The organism is Polynucleobacter sp. UK-Kesae-W10 (assembly GCF_018881575.1).
GTDB lineage: Bacteria > Pseudomonadota > Gammaproteobacteria > Burkholderiales > Burkholderiaceae > Polynucleobacter.
Map to the genome: position 1 here is coordinate 736,548 of NZ_JACVQB010000001.1, position 19,511 is coordinate 756,058.

The 19,511-nt window shown below is 47.4% G+C and carries 19 protein-coding genes; 16 read left to right on the forward strand and 3 right to left on the reverse strand.

The window, feature by feature from the left end; genetic code table 11:
* Window position 1: 1 nt before the first annotated feature.
* Complete coding sequence (locus ICN24_RS03875) at window positions 2-2,599, reverse strand: [protein-PII] uridylyltransferase (RefSeq protein ID WP_216221452.1); 2,598 nt, start codon at window positions 2,597-2,599, stop codon at window positions 2-4.
* Window positions 2,600-2,603: 4 nt separating this feature from the next.
* Window positions 2,604-3,503, reverse strand: a complete 900-nt coding sequence (map, locus tag ICN24_RS03880; RefSeq protein ID WP_216222222.1) for a type I methionyl aminopeptidase — start codon at window positions 3,501-3,503, stop codon at window positions 2,604-2,606.
* Window positions 3,504-3,708: 205 nt separating this feature from the next.
* On the opposite strand from map, the gene rpsB reads away from it, so the two are divergent.
* From rpsB to ICN24_RS03960, 16 genes are all read left to right on the forward strand, one after another.
* The gene (rpsB, locus tag ICN24_RS03885) at window positions 3,709-4,458 is read left to right on the forward strand and encodes a 30S ribosomal protein S2 (protein WP_071467757.1); all 750 of its coding nucleotides are present in this window, start codon (window positions 3,709-3,711) and stop codon (window positions 4,456-4,458) included.
* On the forward strand, window positions 4,458-5,342 hold the full coding sequence (tsf, locus tag ICN24_RS03890) for a translation elongation factor Ts (protein ID WP_216221454.1): 885 nt from the start codon (window positions 4,458-4,460) through the stop codon (window positions 5,340-5,342). Before rpsB ends, tsf begins: the two co-directional genes overlap by 1 nt.
* A gap of 190 nt (window positions 5,343-5,532) precedes the next feature.
* On the forward strand, window positions 5,533-6,243 hold the full coding sequence (pyrH, locus tag ICN24_RS03895) for a UMP kinase (protein ID WP_216221455.1): 711 nt from the start codon (window positions 5,533-5,535) through the stop codon (window positions 6,241-6,243).
* A gap of 11 nt (window positions 6,244-6,254) precedes the next feature.
* Window positions 6,255-6,815, forward strand: a complete 561-nt coding sequence (gene frr, locus ICN24_RS03900) for a ribosome recycling factor (RefSeq protein WP_216221456.1) — start codon at window positions 6,255-6,257, stop codon at window positions 6,813-6,815.
* Between the two features lie 24 nt (window positions 6,816-6,839).
* Window positions 6,840-7,613, forward strand: a complete 774-nt coding sequence (gene uppS / locus ICN24_RS03905; RefSeq protein WP_216221457.1) for a polyprenyl diphosphate synthase — start codon at window positions 6,840-6,842, stop codon at window positions 7,611-7,613.
* A gap of 19 nt (window positions 7,614-7,632) precedes the next feature.
* A complete protein-coding gene (locus ICN24_RS03910) occupies window positions 7,633-8,460 on the forward strand; it encodes a phosphatidate cytidylyltransferase (RefSeq protein WP_216221458.1) in 828 nt (275 codons plus the stop codon).
* Window positions 8,460-9,641, forward strand: a complete 1,182-nt coding sequence (gene ispC, locus ICN24_RS03915) for a 1-deoxy-D-xylulose-5-phosphate reductoisomerase (RefSeq protein ID WP_216221459.1) — start codon at window positions 8,460-8,462, stop codon at window positions 9,639-9,641. Before ICN24_RS03910 ends, ispC begins: the two co-directional genes overlap by 1 nt.
* Window positions 9,629-10,762: an RIP metalloprotease gene (locus ICN24_RS03920; protein ID WP_216221460.1), complete on the forward strand. Its 1,134-nt coding sequence runs from the start codon at window positions 9,629-9,631 to the stop codon at window positions 10,760-10,762. Before ispC ends, ICN24_RS03920 begins: the two co-directional genes overlap by 13 nt.
* Before the next feature lie 29 nt (window positions 10,763-10,791).
* Window positions 10,792-13,098 (forward strand): outer membrane protein assembly factor BamA, encoded by a 2,307-nt coding sequence (gene bamA, locus ICN24_RS03925; RefSeq protein ID WP_216221461.1) that lies wholly within the window; start codon window positions 10,792-10,794, stop codon window positions 13,096-13,098.
* 18 nt (window positions 13,099-13,116) lie between these two features.
* Window positions 13,117-13,644 (forward strand): OmpH family outer membrane protein, encoded by a 528-nt coding sequence (locus ICN24_RS03930; RefSeq protein WP_216221463.1) that lies wholly within the window; start codon window positions 13,117-13,119, stop codon window positions 13,642-13,644.
* Between the two features lie 5 nt (window positions 13,645-13,649).
* Entirely contained in the window at window positions 13,650-14,717 is a 1,068-nt protein-coding gene (gene lpxD, locus ICN24_RS03935; RefSeq protein WP_216221465.1) for a UDP-3-O-(3-hydroxymyristoyl)glucosamine N-acyltransferase, read from the forward strand.
* Window positions 14,718-14,763: 46 nt separating this feature from the next.
* Window positions 14,764-15,213: a 3-hydroxyacyl-ACP dehydratase FabZ gene (fabZ, locus tag ICN24_RS03940; RefSeq protein WP_216221467.1), complete on the forward strand. Its 450-nt coding sequence runs from the start codon at window positions 14,764-14,766 to the stop codon at window positions 15,211-15,213.
* Window positions 15,213-16,010, forward strand: a complete 798-nt coding sequence (lpxA, locus tag ICN24_RS03945) for an acyl-ACP--UDP-N-acetylglucosamine O-acyltransferase (RefSeq protein ID WP_216221469.1) — start codon at window positions 15,213-15,215, stop codon at window positions 16,008-16,010. Before fabZ ends, lpxA begins: the two co-directional genes overlap by 1 nt.
* Window positions 16,011-16,023: 13 nt before the next feature.
* Window positions 16,024-17,220 (forward strand): lipid-A-disaccharide synthase, encoded by a 1,197-nt coding sequence (gene lpxB / locus ICN24_RS03950; protein ID WP_370623099.1) that lies wholly within the window; start codon window positions 16,024-16,026, stop codon window positions 17,218-17,220.
* Complete coding sequence (gene rnhB, locus ICN24_RS03955; RefSeq protein WP_216221475.1) at window positions 17,217-17,810, forward strand: ribonuclease HII; 594 nt, start codon at window positions 17,217-17,219, stop codon at window positions 17,808-17,810. The genes lpxB and rnhB overlap by 4 nt, the downstream gene beginning before the upstream one ends.
* A gap of 1 nt (window position 17,811) precedes the next feature.
* Window positions 17,812-18,642, forward strand: a complete 831-nt coding sequence (locus ICN24_RS03960; protein WP_255532552.1) for an RNA methyltransferase — start codon at window positions 17,812-17,814, stop codon at window positions 18,640-18,642.
* A gap of 9 nt (window positions 18,643-18,651) precedes the next feature.
* On the opposite strand, the gene ICN24_RS03965 is transcribed toward ICN24_RS03960, so the two are convergent.
* Complete coding sequence (locus tag ICN24_RS03965) at window positions 18,652-19,479, reverse strand: pyruvate, water dikinase regulatory protein (RefSeq protein ID WP_216221476.1); 828 nt, start codon at window positions 19,477-19,479, stop codon at window positions 18,652-18,654.
* Between the last annotated feature and the right edge of the window lie 32 nt (window positions 19,480-19,511).

Consider the following 19,511-nt stretch of genomic DNA (forward strand, 5'->3'; position numbering starts at 1 on the left):
TTTAAGCCCCCAAAGCCTCAAGTAACTCTGTTTCTAATTGAATTTGCAGCTTGGGATTCTTGCCTAAGTTAGCTGCATCCAACAGCAGAATATCTTCCACGCGTTCACCTAAGGTGTTGATTCTTGCGGTGTGAATCGAAACCTGATGTTTAGCTAATACTCTGGATATTGTGTACAACAGTCCAGTCCTATCGCTGGCTGAAAGCGCAAGGGTGTAATAGCGACCGCGGTCATCCGGAACCATATGGACACGTGGTTGAATTGGGAAGGTGCGCGACTGTCTCGAGAGTCGACCCATGCTGGGTGCTGGTAGCGGCTCAATATTGGTGAGGGCTGCGGTTAATTCAAACTCTACCAATTGAATGATGTCGCGATAGCTGCCGCCTTCATCCACCAAGTTGCTGCCAGAGATTTGGAACGTGTCGAGTGCGTAGCCATGGCGAGTGGTGTGAATGCGGGCGTCCCAGATCGAGAATCCATGTCTTTCAAAATAGGCGCAGATTCTGGCAAAGAGATCTTCTTGGTCTTTGACATAGACTGCAACTTGCAACCCTTCTCCGACTGGTGACAATCTTGCTCTTACAACAGGTTGATCGCTATTGACTTTGTTGTAAAGGTGACGTGTTAGCCATGCAATATCGGATGAATCTTGTCTTAAGAAGAAAGCAACGTCTAGTTGCTTCCAAAATTCTTCATAGAAGTCATCGTTGATGCCATAGAGGCGTAACTTTGCTCGAGACTCTTCTTGATGTTGCGCCAATTCGGAGGAAGCATCTGGTTTGGCGCCACCCAATACTCTGAGAGTTGCACGATAGAGATCTTCCAGCAACTTCCCTTTCCAGGCATTCCACACTTTAGGGCTGGTGCCGCGCACGTCAGCAACCGTCAGTAGGTATAGGGCGGTGAGATGGCGTTCATCACCCATCTTCTTTGCAAATGCGCGAATAACATCGGGGTCGGTAATATCCTGTTTTTGTGCAACCTGACTCATATTGAGATGCTCGGCAACTAGCCATACCAATAACTCAGTATCTTTTTTGTCTAATCCATGGTCTTTGGCGAACTTGCGCATATCCGCTCTGCCTAATTGGGAGTGATCGCCCCCACGTCCTTTGGCGATATCGTGGAATAAGGCAGCAATCACAAGCAGCCAAGGCTTTTCAAAATGGGCAATGAGACTGCTACAAAACGGGAACTCATGGGTATGCTCGACCACCATAAAGCGGCGCACGTTACGTAAGACCATCAAAATGTGTTGATCAACGGTATACACATGAAATAAATCATGCTGCATCTGACCAACAATTTTTCTAAAGGCGGGGAGGTAACGGCCAAGTACACTGCTGCGGTTCATTAGCTGAAATGCGCGACTTACACCTTCCGGTTGTTTCAGAATCTCAATAAAGAGCGCGCGATTGATTGGGTTGGCGCGCCACTTACTATCCATTTTTTGACGTGCGTTATACAGCGCTCTAAAAATGGTCGCTGACAGACTCTTGACGTTGGCAGTTTGAGCAAACACCAAGAAAGTTCTCAGTATTTGTTCAGGATGCTTTTGAAATAGCTGGGGATCTGTGATATCCAGCACACCTTGCCGCTCGATGAAGTGCTCATTGCCTTCACCTGGAATGGGGAGGATTGTTTTGGATTCTTGTGGAAAGAGCAGCGCTTCAATATTTTGTAAAAGTACATCATTTAATTGAGTAACCGCTTTGGCTGCCCAGTAATAGCGACGCATGATGGCTTCGCTTGCTTGGCGTGAGGAGTCGGTCTCAATGCCCATGGCTTTGGCCAAGGGGGCTTGCAAGTCAAAGGCAATTACATCTTGGCGTCGACCAGCGAGCAAATGAAGGTTTGCCCTTAAGGTTTCCAAAAAACGTTGGTTGCGGTTTAGCTCGGTTAACTCACGTTGAGTGACTAGACCGGCTTGGTTTAGATCTTTAAAGGTATCACCCAACAACGCTGCCTTACTCACCCAAGAAATGACCTGCAAATCCCGTAAGCCGCCGGGGCTTTCTTTGCAGTTGGGTTCCAAGGAGTAGGGCGTATTTTGATATTTGTAATGACGCTGTATTTGTTCGGCCTGCTTGGCCTGAAAGAAAGCCTTGGGTTCCATGGCTTCTTCAAATGCTTTTGCAAAGTCTTTAAAAAGGGTTTTCTTGCCGCAGATGAGTCGTGACTCGAGAAGGGATGTGCGGACGGTAATATCTTGCTCAGATTCTGAAATGCACTCTGCTACCGTTCTAACGGAGGAACCAATTTCTAATCCAGTATCCCAACAGCTTGCAACAAATTGTTCGACTTTTTTTGATAAGGCTTGCGCTTGTTTTTCATCTGCCGGTAGCAAGATCAAGATATCGATATCGGAATAGGGGAATAAAGCACCTCGACCAAATCCACCAACCGCAATTAATGCAGCATCCGTATCTAGGCCGCAACTAGCCCACAAATGCGCTAGTAAAGAATCGCTCAGCTTGCTCAGTTGTTTGGTTAGCTTGCCAACCGCCTGAGTTTCTTTAAATTCGGTATATGCAATTTCGCGAGCGGCGCGCAGGCTGGCTGCATCAGTAATCTTGCTCGCGGTTTGCGACTTGTTCATGAGATTAGATCTTGGCTGCTGTGGGTCTAAAGTTGAGGCCTTTAACGCAATCTGGCGGTGGGTTGCTACCCTCAGACCAGGTCAGCACTTCAACACCAGTTTGGGTTACCAACAAAGTGTGCTCCCACTGCGCTGAGAGACTACGATCTTTGGTTTTAACAGTCCACTGATCTGGCATGGTGCGAATGTCGCGTTTACCTGCGTTAATCATGGGCTCGATGGTGAAGGTCATGCCAGCTTCTAATTTCTCGCCTGTGCCTGGTCGGCCATAGTGAAGAATCTGTGGGTCTTGATGAAAGACTTTTCCAATACCGTGACCGCAATATTCGCGCACCACTGAGTAGCCTGCGTTTTCAGCATGCGTTTGAATGACGTGACCAATGTCACCTAGTGATGCACCGGGCTTTACTTGAGCAATGCCAAGCCACATGCATTCAAAAGTGATTTGTGTAAGACGCTTTGCCATGACAGAAACTTCACCCACCATAAACATGCGGCTAGTGTCGCCGTAATATCCGTCAGGCGTAATCACGGTGATGTCTAGATTGACGACGTCACCATTTTTCAGCACCTTTTCTCCGGGAATACCGTGGCAAATCACATCATTGACTGAGGTGCAAATCGATGCCGGAAAGGGTGGATAACCTGGTGGCTGATAGTTCAGTGGTGCTGGGATTGTTTTTTGGACATCGCGCATGTACTCATGGCAAATGCGATCCAATTCACCAGTGGTAACGCCAGCCAGAACATGGGGCGCCACATGGTCCAACACTTCGCTGGCCAGGCGACCAGCTTCACGCATCCCTTGGATGTCTTTTTCTGCAGTAAATACACTATTCATGCCTTGATTATCAACGACTTGGAGAGTTTTGGTTGAGGCAGTTTGCCTAATATTTAGGCAAATATCCCATTTTTGGCGCTTCTAAGGGCTATTTTGATGCCTGGCACCTGTGTTCGGATTGGGGTGGGGGTGTCTAGAGCATTGATATTTAAGCTATAATTTCGGTCTCAGGTCTATTTTGGACTTGAAATCGCGAGTTGAGCCTTCCAGGGTGGCGTTTTTTAGCGCAGCTAGGACTCAACTTTAGAACCAACCCTTAGGAGAAGTTATGTCAGTAACTATGCGTCAAATGCTGGAAGCCGGTTGCCATTTTGGTCACCAAACACGCTTCTGGTCCCCAAAGATGGCCCCATTCATTTTCGGTCATCGCAACAAGATCCACATCATCAACTTGGAAAAAACATTGCCAATGTTTCAGGACGCCCTGAAATTTGCAAAACAAGTTGCTGCTAATCGTGGCACGATTTTATTTGTTGGTACTAAGCGTCAATCACGCGAGATCATTGCTGAAGAAGCTGCTCGTGCTGGTATGCCTTATATCGACAGCCGTTGGTTGGGTGGCACACTCACCAACTTCAAAACTGTTAAAGGTTCTTTGAAGCGTTTGAAAGATATGGAAGTTGCTAAAGAAGCTGGCGACTGGGAAAAGCTTTCCAAGAAAGAAGCTTTGACAAACGACCGCGATCTCGACAAATTGCAAAAAGCACTCGGCGGTATCAAAGATTTGAACGGCGTTCCAGATGCAATTTTTGTAGTGGACGTCGGTTACCACAAGATTGCTATTACTGAAGCGAACAAGCTTGGTATTCCAGTAATCGCTGTTGTGGATACCAACCACTCACCAGAAGGTGTTGATTACATCATCCCTGGTAACGATGACTCCAGCAAGGCTGTAACCCTCTACGCACGTGGCATTGCCGATGCAATCCTCGAAGGCAAAGCAAACTCTGTTCAAGAAATCTTGACAGCAGTTAAAGAAGGTGAAGAAGAGTTTGTTGAAGAAGGGAAAGCTGAATAATGGCCGCTATTACCGCTGCAATGGTTGGCGAGTTACGCGCCAAAACTGATGCTCCGATGATGGAGTGCAAAAAAGCTTTGACTGAGGCTGATGGTGATATGGCTCGTGCAGAAGAAATTCTGCGCGTTAAGCTTGGTAGCAAAGCTGGTAAAGCTGCATCACGCGTTACTGCTGAAGGTATCGTTGCTACTGCAATCAATGGCACTACTGGTGCATTACTGGAAGTGAACTGCGAAACTGACTTCGTTTCTAAGAATGATGACTTCTTGGCGTTTGTAAATGAGTGCGTGAAGTTGGTTGCTGAAAAGAACCCAGCTGACGTTGCTGCATTGCTCGCATTGCCATTGAATGGTCAAACTGTTGATGAAGTTCGTAGCGCATTGATCGGTAAGATCGGCGAGAACATCATGCCGCGTCGCTTTAAGCGTTTTTCAGGTAGCAATAAGTTGGTTTCTTACCTCCATGGCACCCGTATTGGTGTGGTAGTGGAGTTTGAGGGTGACGAGACTGCTGCTAAGGACGTTGCTATGCACGTTGCTGCGATGAAGCCTGTGGCTTTGTCTATGGCTGATGTGCCAGCGGAATCCATTGCGATTGAGCGTAGCGTGGCGGTTCAAAAAGCGGCTGAATCTGGCAAACCACCAGAAATCGTTGAGAAGATGGTTGAAGGTTCTATTCAGAAGTACCTCAAAGAGGTTTCTTTGTTGAACCAAACCTTCGTTAAAAACGACAAGCAAACCGTTGAGCAAATGCTCAAAGCTGCCAACACCACGGTGAAGGGTTTCACCATGTTTGTTGTAGGTGAAGGCATTGAGAAGCGTCAAGACGACTTTGCGGCTGAAGTGGCTGCTCAGGTGGCTGCCGCCTCTAAAGCTAGCGCTTAATACGCGAATCGCCAGTTTGGGGTCTCCCCAACTGGTTGGTAATACCCAAAAGGGCATAGAAACCTTAGTTTCTGTGCCCTTTTCTTTGATCTTTCCCAAGCCCTTTATAATTTGCTGCAGATATTAAAAGCGCTTAAAGATCAATAAGCTAAGTAAGTAAATTACTTGGCAAATTACGGAAAATAAAAACATGCCAGGCTACAAACGCGTCCTCCTCAAATTATCTGGTGAAGCCCTTATGGGAGATGATGCTTTTGGCATCAATCCGGTCACCATTGATTCCATGGTTTCTGAAATTGCCCAAGTTGTTAATAGTGGGGTAGAGCTAGCGATCGTAATCGGCGGCGGAAACATTTTCCGCGGAGTTGCTGGTGGTGCAGCCGGCATGGATCGTGCTACTGCTGACTACATGGGTATGTTAGCGACGATGATGAATTCCTTGGCGCTGCAAGATGCTTTGCGCCAAAAAGGCGTTGAAGCGCGTGTGCAATCAGCGCTGCGAATGGACCAAGTCGTTGAACCCTATATTCGTCCACGTGCAATTCGCGCAATGGGCGAAGGTAAGGTAGTGATTTTTGCGGCAGGCACTGGCAACCCCTTCTTTACTACCGATACTGCAGCTGCTTTGCGAGGTGCGGAGATGGGGGTTGAGGTGATGCTCAAAGCGACTAAGGTAGATGGCATTTACAGTGCTGATCCAGTCAAGGATCCGAGCGCCACTCTATATAAGACCATTACATTTGATGAGTGCCTGATCAAAAATCTACAAGTCATGGATGCCACAGCATTTGCATTATGTCGTGACCGCAAATTACCAATCAAAGTATTTTCAATTCTCAAGCCAGGCGCATTGATGCGTGTAGTGCAAGGTGAACCTGAAGGTACTTTGGTGCACGTTTAATAGGAGACCTGATGTCAGCAGCAGAAATTAAAACCAATACCAATCAAAAGATGGAAAAGTCTCTCGAAGCTTTGAAGTCTAATTTGGCAAAGATTCGTTCCGGTCGAGCTAACCCCGGAATCTTGGAGCATATTCAAGTGGAGTACTACGGTAATCCAACGCCATTGAGTCAAGTAGCTAGTTTGGGCCTTGCGGATGCTCGCACAATCAATGTCCAGCCATTCGAAAAAACCATGGTTGCTGTGGTTGAGAAGGCAATTCGTGATTCTGATTTGGGATTGAATCCTGCTTCGCAAGGAACTGTCATTCGCGTACCAATGCCCGCTCTGACTGAAGAGCGTCGACGCGAGCTCACCAAGGTGGTTAAGAGCGAAGGTGAAGATGCCAAGATTGCTGTGCGCAATTTACGTCGCGATGCTAATGAGCATCTCAAGCGTTTGACTAAGGATAAAGAAATCTCTGAGGATGAAGAGCGTCGCGCAACTGATGAAATTCAGAAAATGACCGATAAAGCAGTAGTGGATATTGACAAAATCATTTCTGAAAAAGAAAAAGAGATCATGACGGTTTAAGGCCTGATTGCGTTTGATTCTTTTATGACCCAACACCTAAGCTCCACTCAGGCAATTCCAGAGGTAAGCGCTATTCCTCGCCATGTGGCGATCATCATGGATGGCAATGGACGTTGGGCCAGTAAGCGCATGATGCCCAGAGTGGCAGGGCACTCAGAAGGCTTGGGTGCTGTGCGAAAAATTGTGCAAGAGTGTCGTCGTCTGGGCGTGGAGTACTTAACAGTCTTTGCTTTTAGCTCTGAGAATTGGCGTCGCCCACCAGAAGAGGTGGGTTTCTTGATGAAGTTATTTCTGAAATCTCTCAAGGGTGAAGTATCCCGTCTTGCTGAGAATGATATTTCTCTACGCTTAATTGGTGACCTCAGTCGTTTTGATACAGCGATTCAGGAGATGGTCCAATTTTCCGAAGAGAAGACAAAGGGTTGCAAGGCTCTGACTTTTACGATTGCCGCTAACTATGGTGGTCGTTGGGATATTTTGCAGGCGATGAGCCGTTGCCTTGCGGCAAATCCAAATTTAAAGCCAGAGGACGTCAGCGAGAATTTGCTTCAGCCCCATCTCTCCATGGCTTATGCGCCAGAGCCCGATCTATTTATTCGTACTGGTGGTGAGCAGCGCATTAGTAATTTCTTATTGTGGCAGTTAGCGTATACCGAGCTGTATTTCACTGATGTCTTGTGGCCAGATTTTGATGAGGTGCAATTGCATAAAGCCTTTGATTGGTTCAGTCAACGCGAACGTCGCTTTGGACGCACAAGTGCTCAGCTTGCATCGCAAGCCATGAGCGACACGGTTTGATTTTTAAAGTCCATACTTCATGTTAAAGACCCGCGTGATTACTGCCCTTGTTTTATTGGCAGTGCTGCTCCCAATACTGTTTTTATTGCCGATTGTGTATGTCGGCGCATTCTTTTTGCTTGCTCTGGTCTTAGCTGCTTGGGAATGGAGTCGTTTGCTAGCACCACAGGCTAGCCGTGCAGCATGGCTATACGCATTGTTTTGTTTTGCTGTCATCATGCTGTTATTGGGAATGCAAAACACAGCATGGCAGTTTTCAATATTATTTTTAGCCGTGCTCTTTTGGTTTTTTGTGGCGCCATTCATATTGGCGCGAGGAATGAATCTCTCTTTAGAGAAGCTACGTCCATTTTATGTGGTGCTTGGACTTATTATTTTGCCGGCCACCTGGTTTGCTTTGGTTTTCTTGCGAGAGCTGGGCCTGATCTTTTTGCTATCAACGATGGCCTTGGTATGGGTTGCCGATATTGGCGCTTACTTTGTTGGCAAAGCATTCGGTAAGCATAAGCTGGCTCTACAAATTAGCCCAGGTAAGTCGGTTGAGGGTGCATTTGGTGGTCTTGTACTCTGCTACGTCTACGCTTTCCTTTGCGTCTATTACCTCCCATTTGAATCCACTTTGTTTGGTGCGTGGGCAATTCGTTTCGGTTGGGTACCCATGTTCTTGATGGTGACCGTACTTACCGCGTTTAGTATTTTTGGTGATCTTTTTGAGTCGCAGTTAAAACGATTAGCGGGTGTTAAAGATAGCAGCCATCTTTTACCAGGTCATGGGGGCATTCTGGACCGAGTCGATGCCTTGATTCCAACCATGCCCATTGCCGCATTGCTTGCAGGACTGGTGTAATGACAAAGCAGGTTGCCATCTTAGGTTCAACAGGTTCTATCGGCGTCAATACACTAGATGTCATTCGCGCACACCCTGACCGCTTCAAAGTGGTGGCGCTCACGGCCGGTAAACAAGTGGAACGCTTGGCCGAACAATGTATTGAATTTCAGCCAGAAATTGCTGTAGTCACAGAGGTGCAAGATGCAGCTCGCCTAGAAAAGTTTCTCCTAGCAAAAGGGCTGCGTACAAAAGTCTTATATGGACCGCAAGCCTTGGTAACTGCCGTTACCGAATCCGGGTGCGATACAGTCATGGCAGCTATTGTCGGTGCGGCGGGTTTGGTTCCTACCTTAGCGGCCGCCCAAGCCGGTAAGCGGGTGCTTTTGGCAAATAAAGAAGCGCTGGTCATGTCCGGTAATTTATTTATGCAGGCAATGCAGCGGGGTGGTGGTGAACTGCTCCCGATTGATAGCGAGCACAATGCCATTTTTCAATGTTTGCCAAATGGATTTGCTAAGGTGCCTCAGTCGAGTTTGGGAGTTGAAGAGCTTTGGTTGACTGCATCTGGCGGCCCATTTAGAGATACCCCGCTTGAGCAGCTCGCCGGTATTACGCCTGCACAAGCTTGTGCTCATCCGAATTGGGTGATGGGAAAAAAGATTTCCGTGGACTCTGCCACCATGATGAATAAAGGTCTTGAAGTCATTGAGGCCTTCTGGTTATTTGGCTTGCCTTTAGAGAAAATCAAAGTATTGATTCATCCACAAAGCGTAGTGCATTCCATGGTGCGCTATCGCGATGGTTCGGTCTTGGCGCAAATGGGCCAACCAGATATGCGTACGCCGATTGCTTACGGACTTTCATGGCCAGAGCGGGTTGATGCGGGTGTTGCTCCTTTGAATTTAGCGCAACTGGCTGCCTTGAGTTTTGCGGAGCCAGACTTGGCGCGCTTTCCTTGCCTCTCTTTAGCCTTTGCGGCCGCAAAAGCTGGAGGGACTAGTCCTGCGATCTTAAATGCAGCCAATGAAATCGCAGTGGCGGCATTTCTAGATGAGGGTCTGCCGTACTTGCAGATCGCTAAGGTAGTAGAGCAAGTCCTAAATGCCATTCCTTCAAGTAATGCCGATTCATTGGAAACGATTTTGTCTGTTGATGCGCAGGCAAGAAAACTCGCACAGGATTTTATTTGCAAGCATTGATTACCCTTGCCTCCTTTTTGCTGACGCTAGGAGTGCTTGTAAGCTTTCATGAGTTTGGGCATTTTGTAGCGGCTCGTGCCTGCGGGGTGCGTGTATTACGTTTTGCCATTGGCTTTGGAAAACCGCTGTATACCTATCGCGCTAAAAATCAAACGGAGTGGGTGATTGCCGCCATTCCTTTAGGGGGATATGTAAAGTTATTAGATGGGCGTGATCGCAATCAGCAGATTGCAGCGGCTGAGAGTGGTCTTGCGTTTGATTCAAAACCGCTGTGGCAACGTTCTTTGATTGTGGCGGCTGGACCATTCGCCAACTTTTTCCTGGCGATGACTCTTTTTTCCGTAATTTATGTTTCTGGGGTGCCTCAATTACCGGCAGTGTTACAGGCGCCACCCGAGCGCTCTGTCGCTGCTAATTTGGGTATTGAGGCGGGGGATAGGGTGATTGGATGGCAAGCAATGAGGGCGGACTTGGGCTCTGTGCCCATTTTTGGTGAATTTGACCGAGTTCCCAGTTGGAATGCCTTGCGCTGGAGCTTGATGGACTCTCTGAGCGGGGAGAATGGTTTTGCGCTGGAGTTGGAGGATGCCGCCGGGCAGCGCCTGGTAAAGGCCTTTCCTAGTGAGATCTTGCCAAAAATCCGCCCAGATAGTGATCCAATGATGCAGTTGGGGATATTGCCTAAATTAACCCCTTTAGATAACTGGGAGACCTTGCAGCTGGGCCCCATTGATGCCATGGTTTTTGCCTCCCAAAGGGTGTGGCTCATCAGCAAGGTTTCCCTGAGGCTCATGGTGGGCATGTTTACGGGTCACACCTCCATTAAGCAGCTGGGTGGCCCCCTCAGTATTGCTGATATGGCCGGTAAGTCAGCCAGGGTTGGCTGGCAGCCTTTTTTGGCATTTTTGGCACTAATCAGCATCAGCATTGGATTGTTAAATCTACTCCCTTTTCCCATGCTTGATGGGGGTCAGCTCCTGTATGATGCATGGGAGTTAGTTACCGGTAAACGGATTTCAATCTCAGCGCAGGAGCAGCTCCAAAAAGTGGGCTTCCTGATACTGATTTTTGTGTCTTTACTGGCCTTGTTTAATGATTTACAACGCTATTTGTCGCCTTGAATTTTTTAATCCCTTCTTCCTCTCTTTTGATGCGTTTTGTCTTGCGACTGCTCATGATTTTGGGTCTTGCTTTAAGCGCTCAGGTTCACGCGGCTGATTCTTTTGTCGTAAAAGATATTCGAGTAGAGGGTTTGCAGCGCGTTGAGCCAGGAACCGTTTTTAGTTATTTGCCTGTTCAAGTTGGAGATACTTTTACTGAAGAAAAAGGTGCAGAAGCTATTAAGGCTTTGTACAGCACAGGCTTCTTTAGAGATGTGCAAATTCAAGCACAAGGCGACGTTCTGATCGTCATTATTGAAGAGCGCCCAACGATCTCCCGCATTGAATTTACCGGGATGAAAGAGTTTGATCCCGAGATCGTGCGTAAATCGCTTAAAGCAGTTGGTGTAGCAGAAGCACGCTTTTACGATAAAGCCTTAATTGATAAAGCAGAACAAGAATTAAAACGTCAATATGTCGGTAAAGGCATGTTCGCGGCTGAGGTTGTGGCAACAGTTACCCCAGTTGAGCGCAACCAAGTAGCGATTTACTTCAATATTGACGAAGGCCCTGTTGCCAAAATTCAAGAAATTAACTTTATTGGTAACGAAGCGTTTAGCGAGGGCGCCCTCAGGGGTGAGATGCAGTTAAAGACTGGCGGTTGGTTATCTTGGTATAGCAAAGACAATCTTTACTCTAAGCAGAAATTAACTGCCGACTTGGAGACCATTCGTTCTTACTATTTAAATCGTGGCTATCTTGAGTTTGTGATTGAGTCCACTCAAGTATCGATTACCCCAGATAAAAAAGGTATTTACCTCACCATCAGCATCCGTGAGGGTAAGAAATTTACCGTTAAGGATGTTCGTTTAGCTGGCGAGTTACTCGGTAAAGAAGCTGAGTTCATGCAGCTGATCACACTCAAGCCTGGTGACACCTTCTCCTCAGCACGTTTAACTGAGAGTACTAAGGCAATTGCGGAGGTCTTGGGCTCATATGGATATGCTTTTGCAACCATCAATCCACAGCCTGATATTCGACGTGAATTGTCAGAGGTCGATTTAACTTTGGTAGTAGATCCAGGGCGACGTATTTATGTTCGTCAAGTGGCTATCTCCGGTAATGCCAAGACGCGTGATATGGTGATTCGTCGCGAGATGCGCCAATTTGAGAGCTCATGGTTTGATAGCGACAAAATCGACTTATCCAAAAAGCGTCTCAATCGCTTAGGCTACTTCAATGAGACAGACGTTACAACTGAAGATGTTCCAGGAACATCTGACCAGGTTGACGTGAATGTGAAGGTCACTGAAAAGCCAACAGGTGCAGTTACATTGGGAGCTGGTTATTCCTCAACTGAGAAAGTGATCTTATCTGCCGGTATTAACCAAGATAATGCGTTTGGTACCGGTACGGCCGTGGGCTTGAATGCTTCCTTAGGTAAGGTTAACCAAAACTTAACCCTCTCTAACTATGATCCTTACTTTACTGAGGATGGCATTAGTCGTTATACCGACCTGTACTATCGTCAATCGAAGCCGCTGTACTACGTTGGTGACCCAGACTACGCCATTAAATCAGTAGGCTCTAATATTAAATTTGGCGTGCCATACACTGAGGTAGACCGCGTATTCTTCGGAACTGGTATTGAGGTGTTTAGTATTTACGCAACTTCGAACACTCCAATTCCGTATCAAAATTACGTAACCAGTTATGGTGGTCAAGTTCCTGGCCGTTTACAAACGTATAACGTACCTTTGACAGTCGGTTGGTCACGCGATGGACGCGATAGCGCTTTGATTCCATCTGACGGATCTTTGCAGCAATTGTCTGCCGAGGTTGGCACACCTGTAGGTGACTTAACCTTCTATCGTTTGTACGGTCAGTATCAGAAATACCACTCATTCTCTAAAGGCAATATTTTGTCCTTTAACGGTGAGGTAGGTTACGGCGAAGCTTATGGTAACAAGCCCTTCCCGATTACCAAAAACTACTATGTGGGTGGTATCGGATCGGTTCGTGGTTATGCCCCGGGTTCGTTGGGTCCCCAGTACTACAACAGCATTATTGGAGCGAACCAGCCCACCGGCGGTCAGTCTAAGATTGTGGGTAACGTGGAATATACCGTTCCAGTGCCTGGATCCGGAATTGATAAAACCTTGCGCGTCTTTACCTTCGTGGACGGCGGTAATGCGTTTGGGGAAAATATCAACTTGGTCTTAAAATACTCCTACGGCTTGGGAGTATCATGGATATCACCGTTGGGGCCGTTGAAGTTTAGTTATGGTATTCCGTACAAATCTGCACCGACCGATAATATTCAGCGTTTGCAGTTCCAGGTGGGTACAGCGTTCTAATTGTTTAAGGAAAGTTTTATGAAGTTTTCTCTATCTTCTAAATGGATTCAAGTAGGATTGGTTGCCGCCGCAATCGCAGTTGTTGCGCCACAGGCTTTTGCCCAGGATGCGGGTACCCGCGTTGCTGTTGTGAACTCTGAAAAAGTATTTAATGAGTCAAATTTGGCAAAAGCAATGCAAACCCGTTTGCAAAATGAATTTACTAAGCGCCAGAATGATTTGCGTGACAGTGCTCAAAAAATCAAAACTGCTGCAGAAAAATTGGATCGCGATGCAGCCGTGATGAACGAAGCTGAGCGTATTCGTCGTCAGCGTGAGTTGGCCGATCAAGATCGCGAATTGCAACGTAAGCAGCGTGAATTTACTGAAGATCTCAATCAGCGCACATTTGAAGAGCGCGCCAAGATTGCTGAAAAAGCGAACTTAGTTCTGCGTCAAATTGCTGAACAAAGAAAGCTCGATGTCATCGTTCAGGAAGCGGCTTATGTAAGTCCTAAAGCTGATATTACCGATGATGTCATCAAGGCTTTAAATAGTCAGAAGTAAGTTTTATGCCTACCGCCATTGAGCTGGCCGAACAGTTTCATGCAAGCTTGGTGGGGGATGGCTCTCCTGCGTTCACTGGCCTCGCTCCTCTAGAGCGGGCCCAGTCGGATCAAATATCCTTTCTATCTAACCCCCTATATCGTCAACAGGCGAGCAATAGCTCTGCAGGGGCGTTGATTCTGAGTCAGGCCGATTACGACTATTTGCAGGCAAACCCCAGCCCGCAATCAGCCAAGCGCGTTTACTTTGTAGCAAAAAATCCCTATGCCATATTTGCAAGAATGGCGCAGCACTTTGCAAGCCAGGCGGCACCTGTGTACGCCCCAGGAATTCATGCAAGCGCAGTGATTGACCCAACTGCAGTTGTTCCAAGTTCATGCCATATCGGCCCATTTGTAAATATTGGTGCTGGAGTGAAGTTGGGGGAGCGGGTCAGCATCTTAGGTAATAGCAGCATTGCAAGAAATAGCAGTATTGCTGGTGACACCTTGATCTATCCTTCAGTATCCATTTATAACGGTACCCAAATCGGTCAACGTTGCATCATTCATAGCGGTGCTGTGATTGGTGCAGATGGCTTTGGATTTGCTCCTGACTTTTCTGCAACAACTGCTGAGTGGGTGAAGATTCCCCAAACAGGTAATGTTGTTATTGGTGATGATGTTGAGATTGGCGCCTCCACAACGATTGATCGCGGTGCTATGAGTGATACAGTGATTGGCGCTGGAACCAAGATCGATAATCAAGTTCAAATTGCGCACAATGTGATTGTTGGGAATTGCTGTGTGATTGCCGGATGTGCTGCTATCTCTGGTAGTACCAAGATTGGTAATTTCTGCATCATTGGAGGCGCCGCTAATTTTGCAGGCCATCTCACTATCGCTGATAGAACGACGGTTTCTGGTAATACCTCCATTATTCGTTCAATTACTGAGCCTGGTCAGCATTTCACTGGGGTATACCCATCTATGCTCCATGCAGCATGGGAAAAGAATGCAGCGATTTTGCGCGGGCTAGATAAAATACGCCAACGCTTGCGTTTATTGGATAAAAACAAAAATAACGAGTCATAGGCTCGGCAGCAATGCTATTCATCATTAACTATTAGGCAGGTAATTTATGAGCAAACCTATTGCGATCGATATCAACAAGATTTTGCAGCTATTGCCACATCGCTACCCATTTTTATTGGTAGACCGTGTATTGGAAATCGAGCCGCGTGTCAGTATTACTGCCCTGAAGAATGTCACGATGAATGAACCTTTTTTCCAAGGCCATTTTCCGGATTTTCCAGTAATGCCTGGCGTGCTCATTATTGAAGCGTTGGCTCAAACAGCCGCCTTACTCACATTCTCAGAAGAGCGTGCAGAAGATGCGATTTATTACTTTGCTGGTATTGATGGCGCGCGTTTCAAAAAGCCAGTATTGCCTGGTGATCAATTGATCATGACTGCTAAGCTGGAGCGTGGGCGTGCTGGCATCTATAAGTTTGCTGTTCAAGCTACAGTGGATGGTGAGATTGCTGCAGAGGCCAATATTACTTGTGCGGTACGTACGAAAGGCGCGTAATGACTCGGATTCATGCATCTGCAGTTGTTGATAGCAAGGCTGAACTTGCGAGCGACGTGGAAATTGGGCCGTATTCAGTGATTGGACCAAAGGTCAAAATCGGTGCCGGAACAAAGGTAGGCTCACATACCGTCATAGAGGGTTACACCACGATTGGTAAGGAAAACAATTTTGCTCACTTTGCTGCTATTGGGGGCCCTCCTCAAGATATGAAGTATCGCGGTGAGCCAACTCAACTCATTATTGGTGATCGTAATACGATTCGCGAGTTCACCACAATTCATACGGGTACATCGCAGGATGAAGGTATTACCCGTATTGGCAATGACAACTGGATCATGGCTTATGTGCATATTGCACATGATTGCCAAGTTGGTAATCACACCATTTTTTCAAGCAATGCTCAAATCGCTGGTCACGTACAAGTAGATGACTGGGCAATTATGGGTGGAATGTCTGGGGTACATCAGTTTGTTCGTATTGGCCAGCACGCTATGCTGGGTGGTGCTTCAGCCTTGGTGCAAGATATTCCTCCTTTTGTCATTGCTGCTGGTGATAAGGCCTCACCTCATGGTATTAACGTTGAGGGCTTGAAGCGACGGGGATTCTCTAGTGAAACGATTTCCGCATTACGTCAGGCGTATAAAGTTCTCTATAAGGATGGACTGAGTTTCGAAGAAGCAAAGCTAGCCATACAAAAGATGGTCGCAGAGCATGCTGCTGATGCACCTACTGCCGAAAAGCTTGCCCAGTTCCATGACTTTATTGCCGCCTCTACCCGCGGCATTATTCGCTAACGATAGGAATACTTTGCCAAAGTTAGCCTGTGTCGCGGGCGAACCCTCTGGTGATTTATTAGCCGCACCGGTATTAAGTGCTTTAAATCAAATTCCGGATATGGCCGGCCTTGAGGTGTATGGCATCGGCGGGCCTCGTATGCAGGCTGAAGGGTTGCGCTCTGATTGGCCAATGGAAACCTTGAGTGTCCGCGGCTATGTAGAGGCGATTCGGCAACTCCCCGCTATTTTGAAATTACGCAAAGAGTTAATTTCGAATCTATTGGGAGAGGGCCGACCTGATGTGTATTTGGGAGTAGATGCGCCTGACTTTAATCTGGGGGTAGAGCTGCAATTACGCAAGGCCGGCATTCCAACTTTGCATTTGGTATCTCCATCCATTTGGGCGTGGAGAGCAGGGCGCATCAAAAAGATCGCACAAGCAGTGGATCGGATGCTCTGCATTTTCCCTTTTGAGACTGAAATCTATGATCGTGCTGGCGTAGCCTCTACTTATGTAGGTCATCCACTTGCCAGTGAAATTCCGCTCGAGCCCAATAGCAAGCAAGCAAGACTAAAGCTAGAAGGCTGCCTCAATATTCCGGCATCCTCTCTTGATGGCGTCCTGGTTGCTGTATTGCCTGGAAGTCGCGGTTCAGAAATTGAACTCATTGCCCCTGTATTTTTTGAGACGATGCAATTATTGGCTGAGCGACTAAAAGGGCAGAAACTGCACTTTTTAATTCCGGTAGCGACGCCTCGCTTACGCGCACCCCTCGAGCAACTCTTGCTTAAAGCAAAAAGCCACCATCCTGATATTCAGATTCATTTACTCGATGGTATGGCCGATGAAGTGCTTGAGGCGGCCGATGTGGTCTTGATTGCGAGCGGCACTGCAACTTTGCAAGCAGCCTTATGGAAAAAGCCAATGGTGATTTCTTATAAGGTGCCTTGGTTAACTGCCCAGATCATGAAGCGCCAGGGTTATTTGCCCTATGTGGGGCTACCTAATATTCTCTGCGGAGAATTTGTGGTGCCAGAGTTATTGCAAGATGATGCTACACCAGAGAAATTAGCCAATGCATTACAGGAGTGGTTAGATCGCCCGAATAAGGTTGCAGAGCTAAAAGCGCGTTTTTCTGAAATGCATGAGACTCTACGTCGTCCAACTGGGCTGCTGGTTGCCCAGGCTGTAGCGCAAACAATTGCTAATCAGCGAGTCACTGCATGAGCATGATTTGGGTCTGCGGTGTTGATGAGGCAGGGCGTGGTCCATTGGTTGGCTCTGTAGTGGCGGGTGCAGTAGTGCTCGATCCTAATCATCCGATTGATGGACTGAAAGACTCTAAAAAACTAAGTGCTACACGTCGTGAATTTTTGTACGAGCAAATTATTGAAAAGGCGAAAGCCTGGGGTATTGGCGAAGCCAGCCCCGCAGAAATCGATGAGATCAATATTTTGCAAGCCACTATGCTGGCGATGCGCCGCGCAGTCGAAGATTTAACTACGCGCCTGGGCGGCTGGCCTGATAAAGCCTTGATCGATGGCAATCGTTGCCCGGAGTTGCCTATTGCTGCCGAGGCTATTATTAAAGGCGATGCAAAAGAGCCGGCAATTTCTGCGGCATCGATCTTGGCAAAAGTTACGCGGGATCGTCAGATGATGTCTTTGCATGAGCGTCACCCAGAATACGGATTTGCACAACACATGGGCTATCCAACCGAGTTTCATTTTGCGGCGCTCAAGCAGTATGGAGCCTGCTCTGAACACCGCCGTAGTTTTTCTCCGGTACGCAAAGTGCTAGAAATGCTGGGTCATTGATATGTCACTGAATATGGACCTCATTAGCTCTAAAGAAAATCCACTCTTTAAAGAGTTGCGCCTCTTGCAGGCAACAGGATCAAAAGGGCAAAAAGCCAGAGTGGCTAGTGGGTGCGCTTTATTAGAGGGCATTCATCTGGTCCAGACTTGGGTTGGTGCCCCCGCTTTAAAAACACTTTTTACTTCTGAAGTTGGAATGCGCAATGGTGAAATCGCCCAAGCGGTATATGCCCATTTGGAAATTTGTCCAGAAACCCGAATTTATCAATTGGATAGTGCGTTGTGGGATTTGCTTAGCGAGCTAGTCAATGCGCCGCATATCGCGGGTTTATTAGAGCTACCAAAATCCTCTCTCCAGTCTGCCCAGTCCATTGCCACCCTAGCTGGTGATGTAGTGATTTTGGATCGCATTCAGGATGCCGGTAATGTGGGTGCTATTTTGCGTACTGCCGCTGCTGCTGGTTTTACACAGATCATTGCCTTATCGGGTTGCGCCCATCTTTGGTCTACAAAGGTACTTCGCGCTGGTATGGGCGCACATCGTTTACTGGACTTGTATGAGGGTTGGTCGAGCCAACAAGTATTAAGTGCAGTGACAGCGCCACTACTTGCCGCGACTGCCGATGCTCAGCAAGATCTTTTCGCTATGAAGAATGAATTAATGCATCCAGTGGCCTGGGTCATGGGTAGCGAAGGTCAGGGCGTATCTGAGGAATTCTTGGCCCAAGCCAAGGGAGTCTCTATTCCAATCGATCCCCGCGTGGAGTCTTTAAATGTAGCTACAGCAGCAGCCGTCTGTTTATTCGAGACGGTCAGAGTGCGGCGAAGTTAAGCCTGGCTACTAGCCTAAGATTGTTTTATCCGACTTGATGGCTTGTAAGACGGTAGTTGCAATCTCTTCAATCGATTTGCTAGTCGTTAAGACCCAAGGAATCGATTGTTTTTTCATCATCGCGGTAGCCTCATTAATTTCATAGCGACAATTTTCGAGTTTGGCGTAGTTGCTTCCAGGTCTGCGCTCATTGCGAATTTCTGAAAGTCGCTCAGCATCGATCATGAGACCAAAGATCTTTTGGCGATAAGGGACTAGATCTTTAGGTAGCTGGCCACGTTCAAAATCTTCTGGGATGAGTGGGTAGTTTGCTGCTTTGAGACCATATTGCATTGCTAAGTACAAACTAGTCGGTGTTTTGCCGACACGGGAAATGCCAATGAGGATGACATCGGCTTCTGCTAAATTTTGGTTGGACTGGCCGTCGTCGTGGGCGAGGGAGTAGTTGATGGCCTCAATTCGGTTTTTATAGGCCTCCGTATCCGCATTGTGGTGAAGGCGGTTCATGGCATGCGTGGATTTCATGCCTAGGGCGGCTTCAAGCGGGGCCACGAAGGTCTGAAACATGTCCAAAATGAGGCCGTTTGCCTTACCTACGATCTGGTTTAGCTCGGAATTGACTAGGGTTGTAAAAACAATGGGTTGAACCCCGTATTTGCTAGCTGCCTGGTTAATGCTGCTGACGGCTTCATGGGCCTTATCGACGCTATCTACAAAAGGGATGCGGATATGCTTAAAAGTAGCCTCAAATTGGGCCAAAATCGACTGGCTGAAGTTCTCGGCGGTAATGCCGGTTCCGTCAGAAACAATAAAAACAATGCGGGTTTCGGTAGACATCGATTTGGCCTAAAAGTTGGGGTCAGCACTAC

What these genes read in the sequence shown, in the direction of transcription:
- ICN24_RS03875 (WP_216221452.1), bottom strand. Translation starts at nt 2,599, where the DNA reads ATGAACAAGTCGCAAACCGCGAGCAAGATTACTGATGCAGCCAGCCTG.
- rpsB (WP_071467757.1), top strand. Translation starts at nt 3,709, where the DNA reads ATGTCAGTAACTATGCGTCAAATGCTGGAAGCCGGTTGCCATTTTGGT.
- tsf (WP_216221454.1), top strand. Translation starts at nt 4,458, where the DNA reads ATGGCCGCTATTACCGCTGCAATGGTTGGCGAGTTACGCGCCAAAACT.
- pyrH (WP_216221455.1), top strand. Translation starts at nt 5,533, where the DNA reads ATGCCAGGCTACAAACGCGTCCTCCTCAAATTATCTGGTGAAGCCCTT.
- frr (WP_216221456.1), top strand. Translation starts at nt 6,255, where the DNA reads ATGTCAGCAGCAGAAATTAAAACCAATACCAATCAAAAGATGGAAAAG.
- uppS (WP_216221457.1), top strand. Translation starts at nt 6,840, where the DNA reads ATGACCCAACACCTAAGCTCCACTCAGGCAATTCCAGAGGTAAGCGCT.
- ICN24_RS03910 (WP_216221458.1), top strand. Translation starts at nt 7,633, where the DNA reads ATGTTAAAGACCCGCGTGATTACTGCCCTTGTTTTATTGGCAGTGCTG.
- ispC (WP_216221459.1), top strand. Translation starts at nt 8,460, where the DNA reads ATGACAAAGCAGGTTGCCATCTTAGGTTCAACAGGTTCTATCGGCGTC.
- bamA (WP_216221461.1), top strand. Translation starts at nt 10,792, where the DNA reads ATGCGTTTTGTCTTGCGACTGCTCATGATTTTGGGTCTTGCTTTAAGC.
- ICN24_RS03930 (WP_216221463.1), top strand. Translation starts at nt 13,117, where the DNA reads ATGAAGTTTTCTCTATCTTCTAAATGGATTCAAGTAGGATTGGTTGCC.
- lpxD (WP_216221465.1), top strand. Translation starts at nt 13,650, where the DNA reads ATGCCTACCGCCATTGAGCTGGCCGAACAGTTTCATGCAAGCTTGGTG.
- fabZ (WP_216221467.1), top strand. Translation starts at nt 14,764, where the DNA reads ATGAGCAAACCTATTGCGATCGATATCAACAAGATTTTGCAGCTATTG.
- lpxA (WP_216221469.1), top strand. Translation starts at nt 15,213, where the DNA reads ATGACTCGGATTCATGCATCTGCAGTTGTTGATAGCAAGGCTGAACTT.
- rnhB (WP_216221475.1), top strand. Translation starts at nt 17,217, where the DNA reads ATGAGCATGATTTGGGTCTGCGGTGTTGATGAGGCAGGGCGTGGTCCA.
- ICN24_RS03960 (WP_255532552.1), top strand. Translation starts at nt 17,812, where the DNA reads ATGTCACTGAATATGGACCTCATTAGCTCTAAAGAAAATCCACTCTTT.
- ICN24_RS03965 (WP_216221476.1), bottom strand. Translation starts at nt 19,479, where the DNA reads ATGTCTACCGAAACCCGCATTGTTTTTATTGTTTCTGACGGAACCGGC.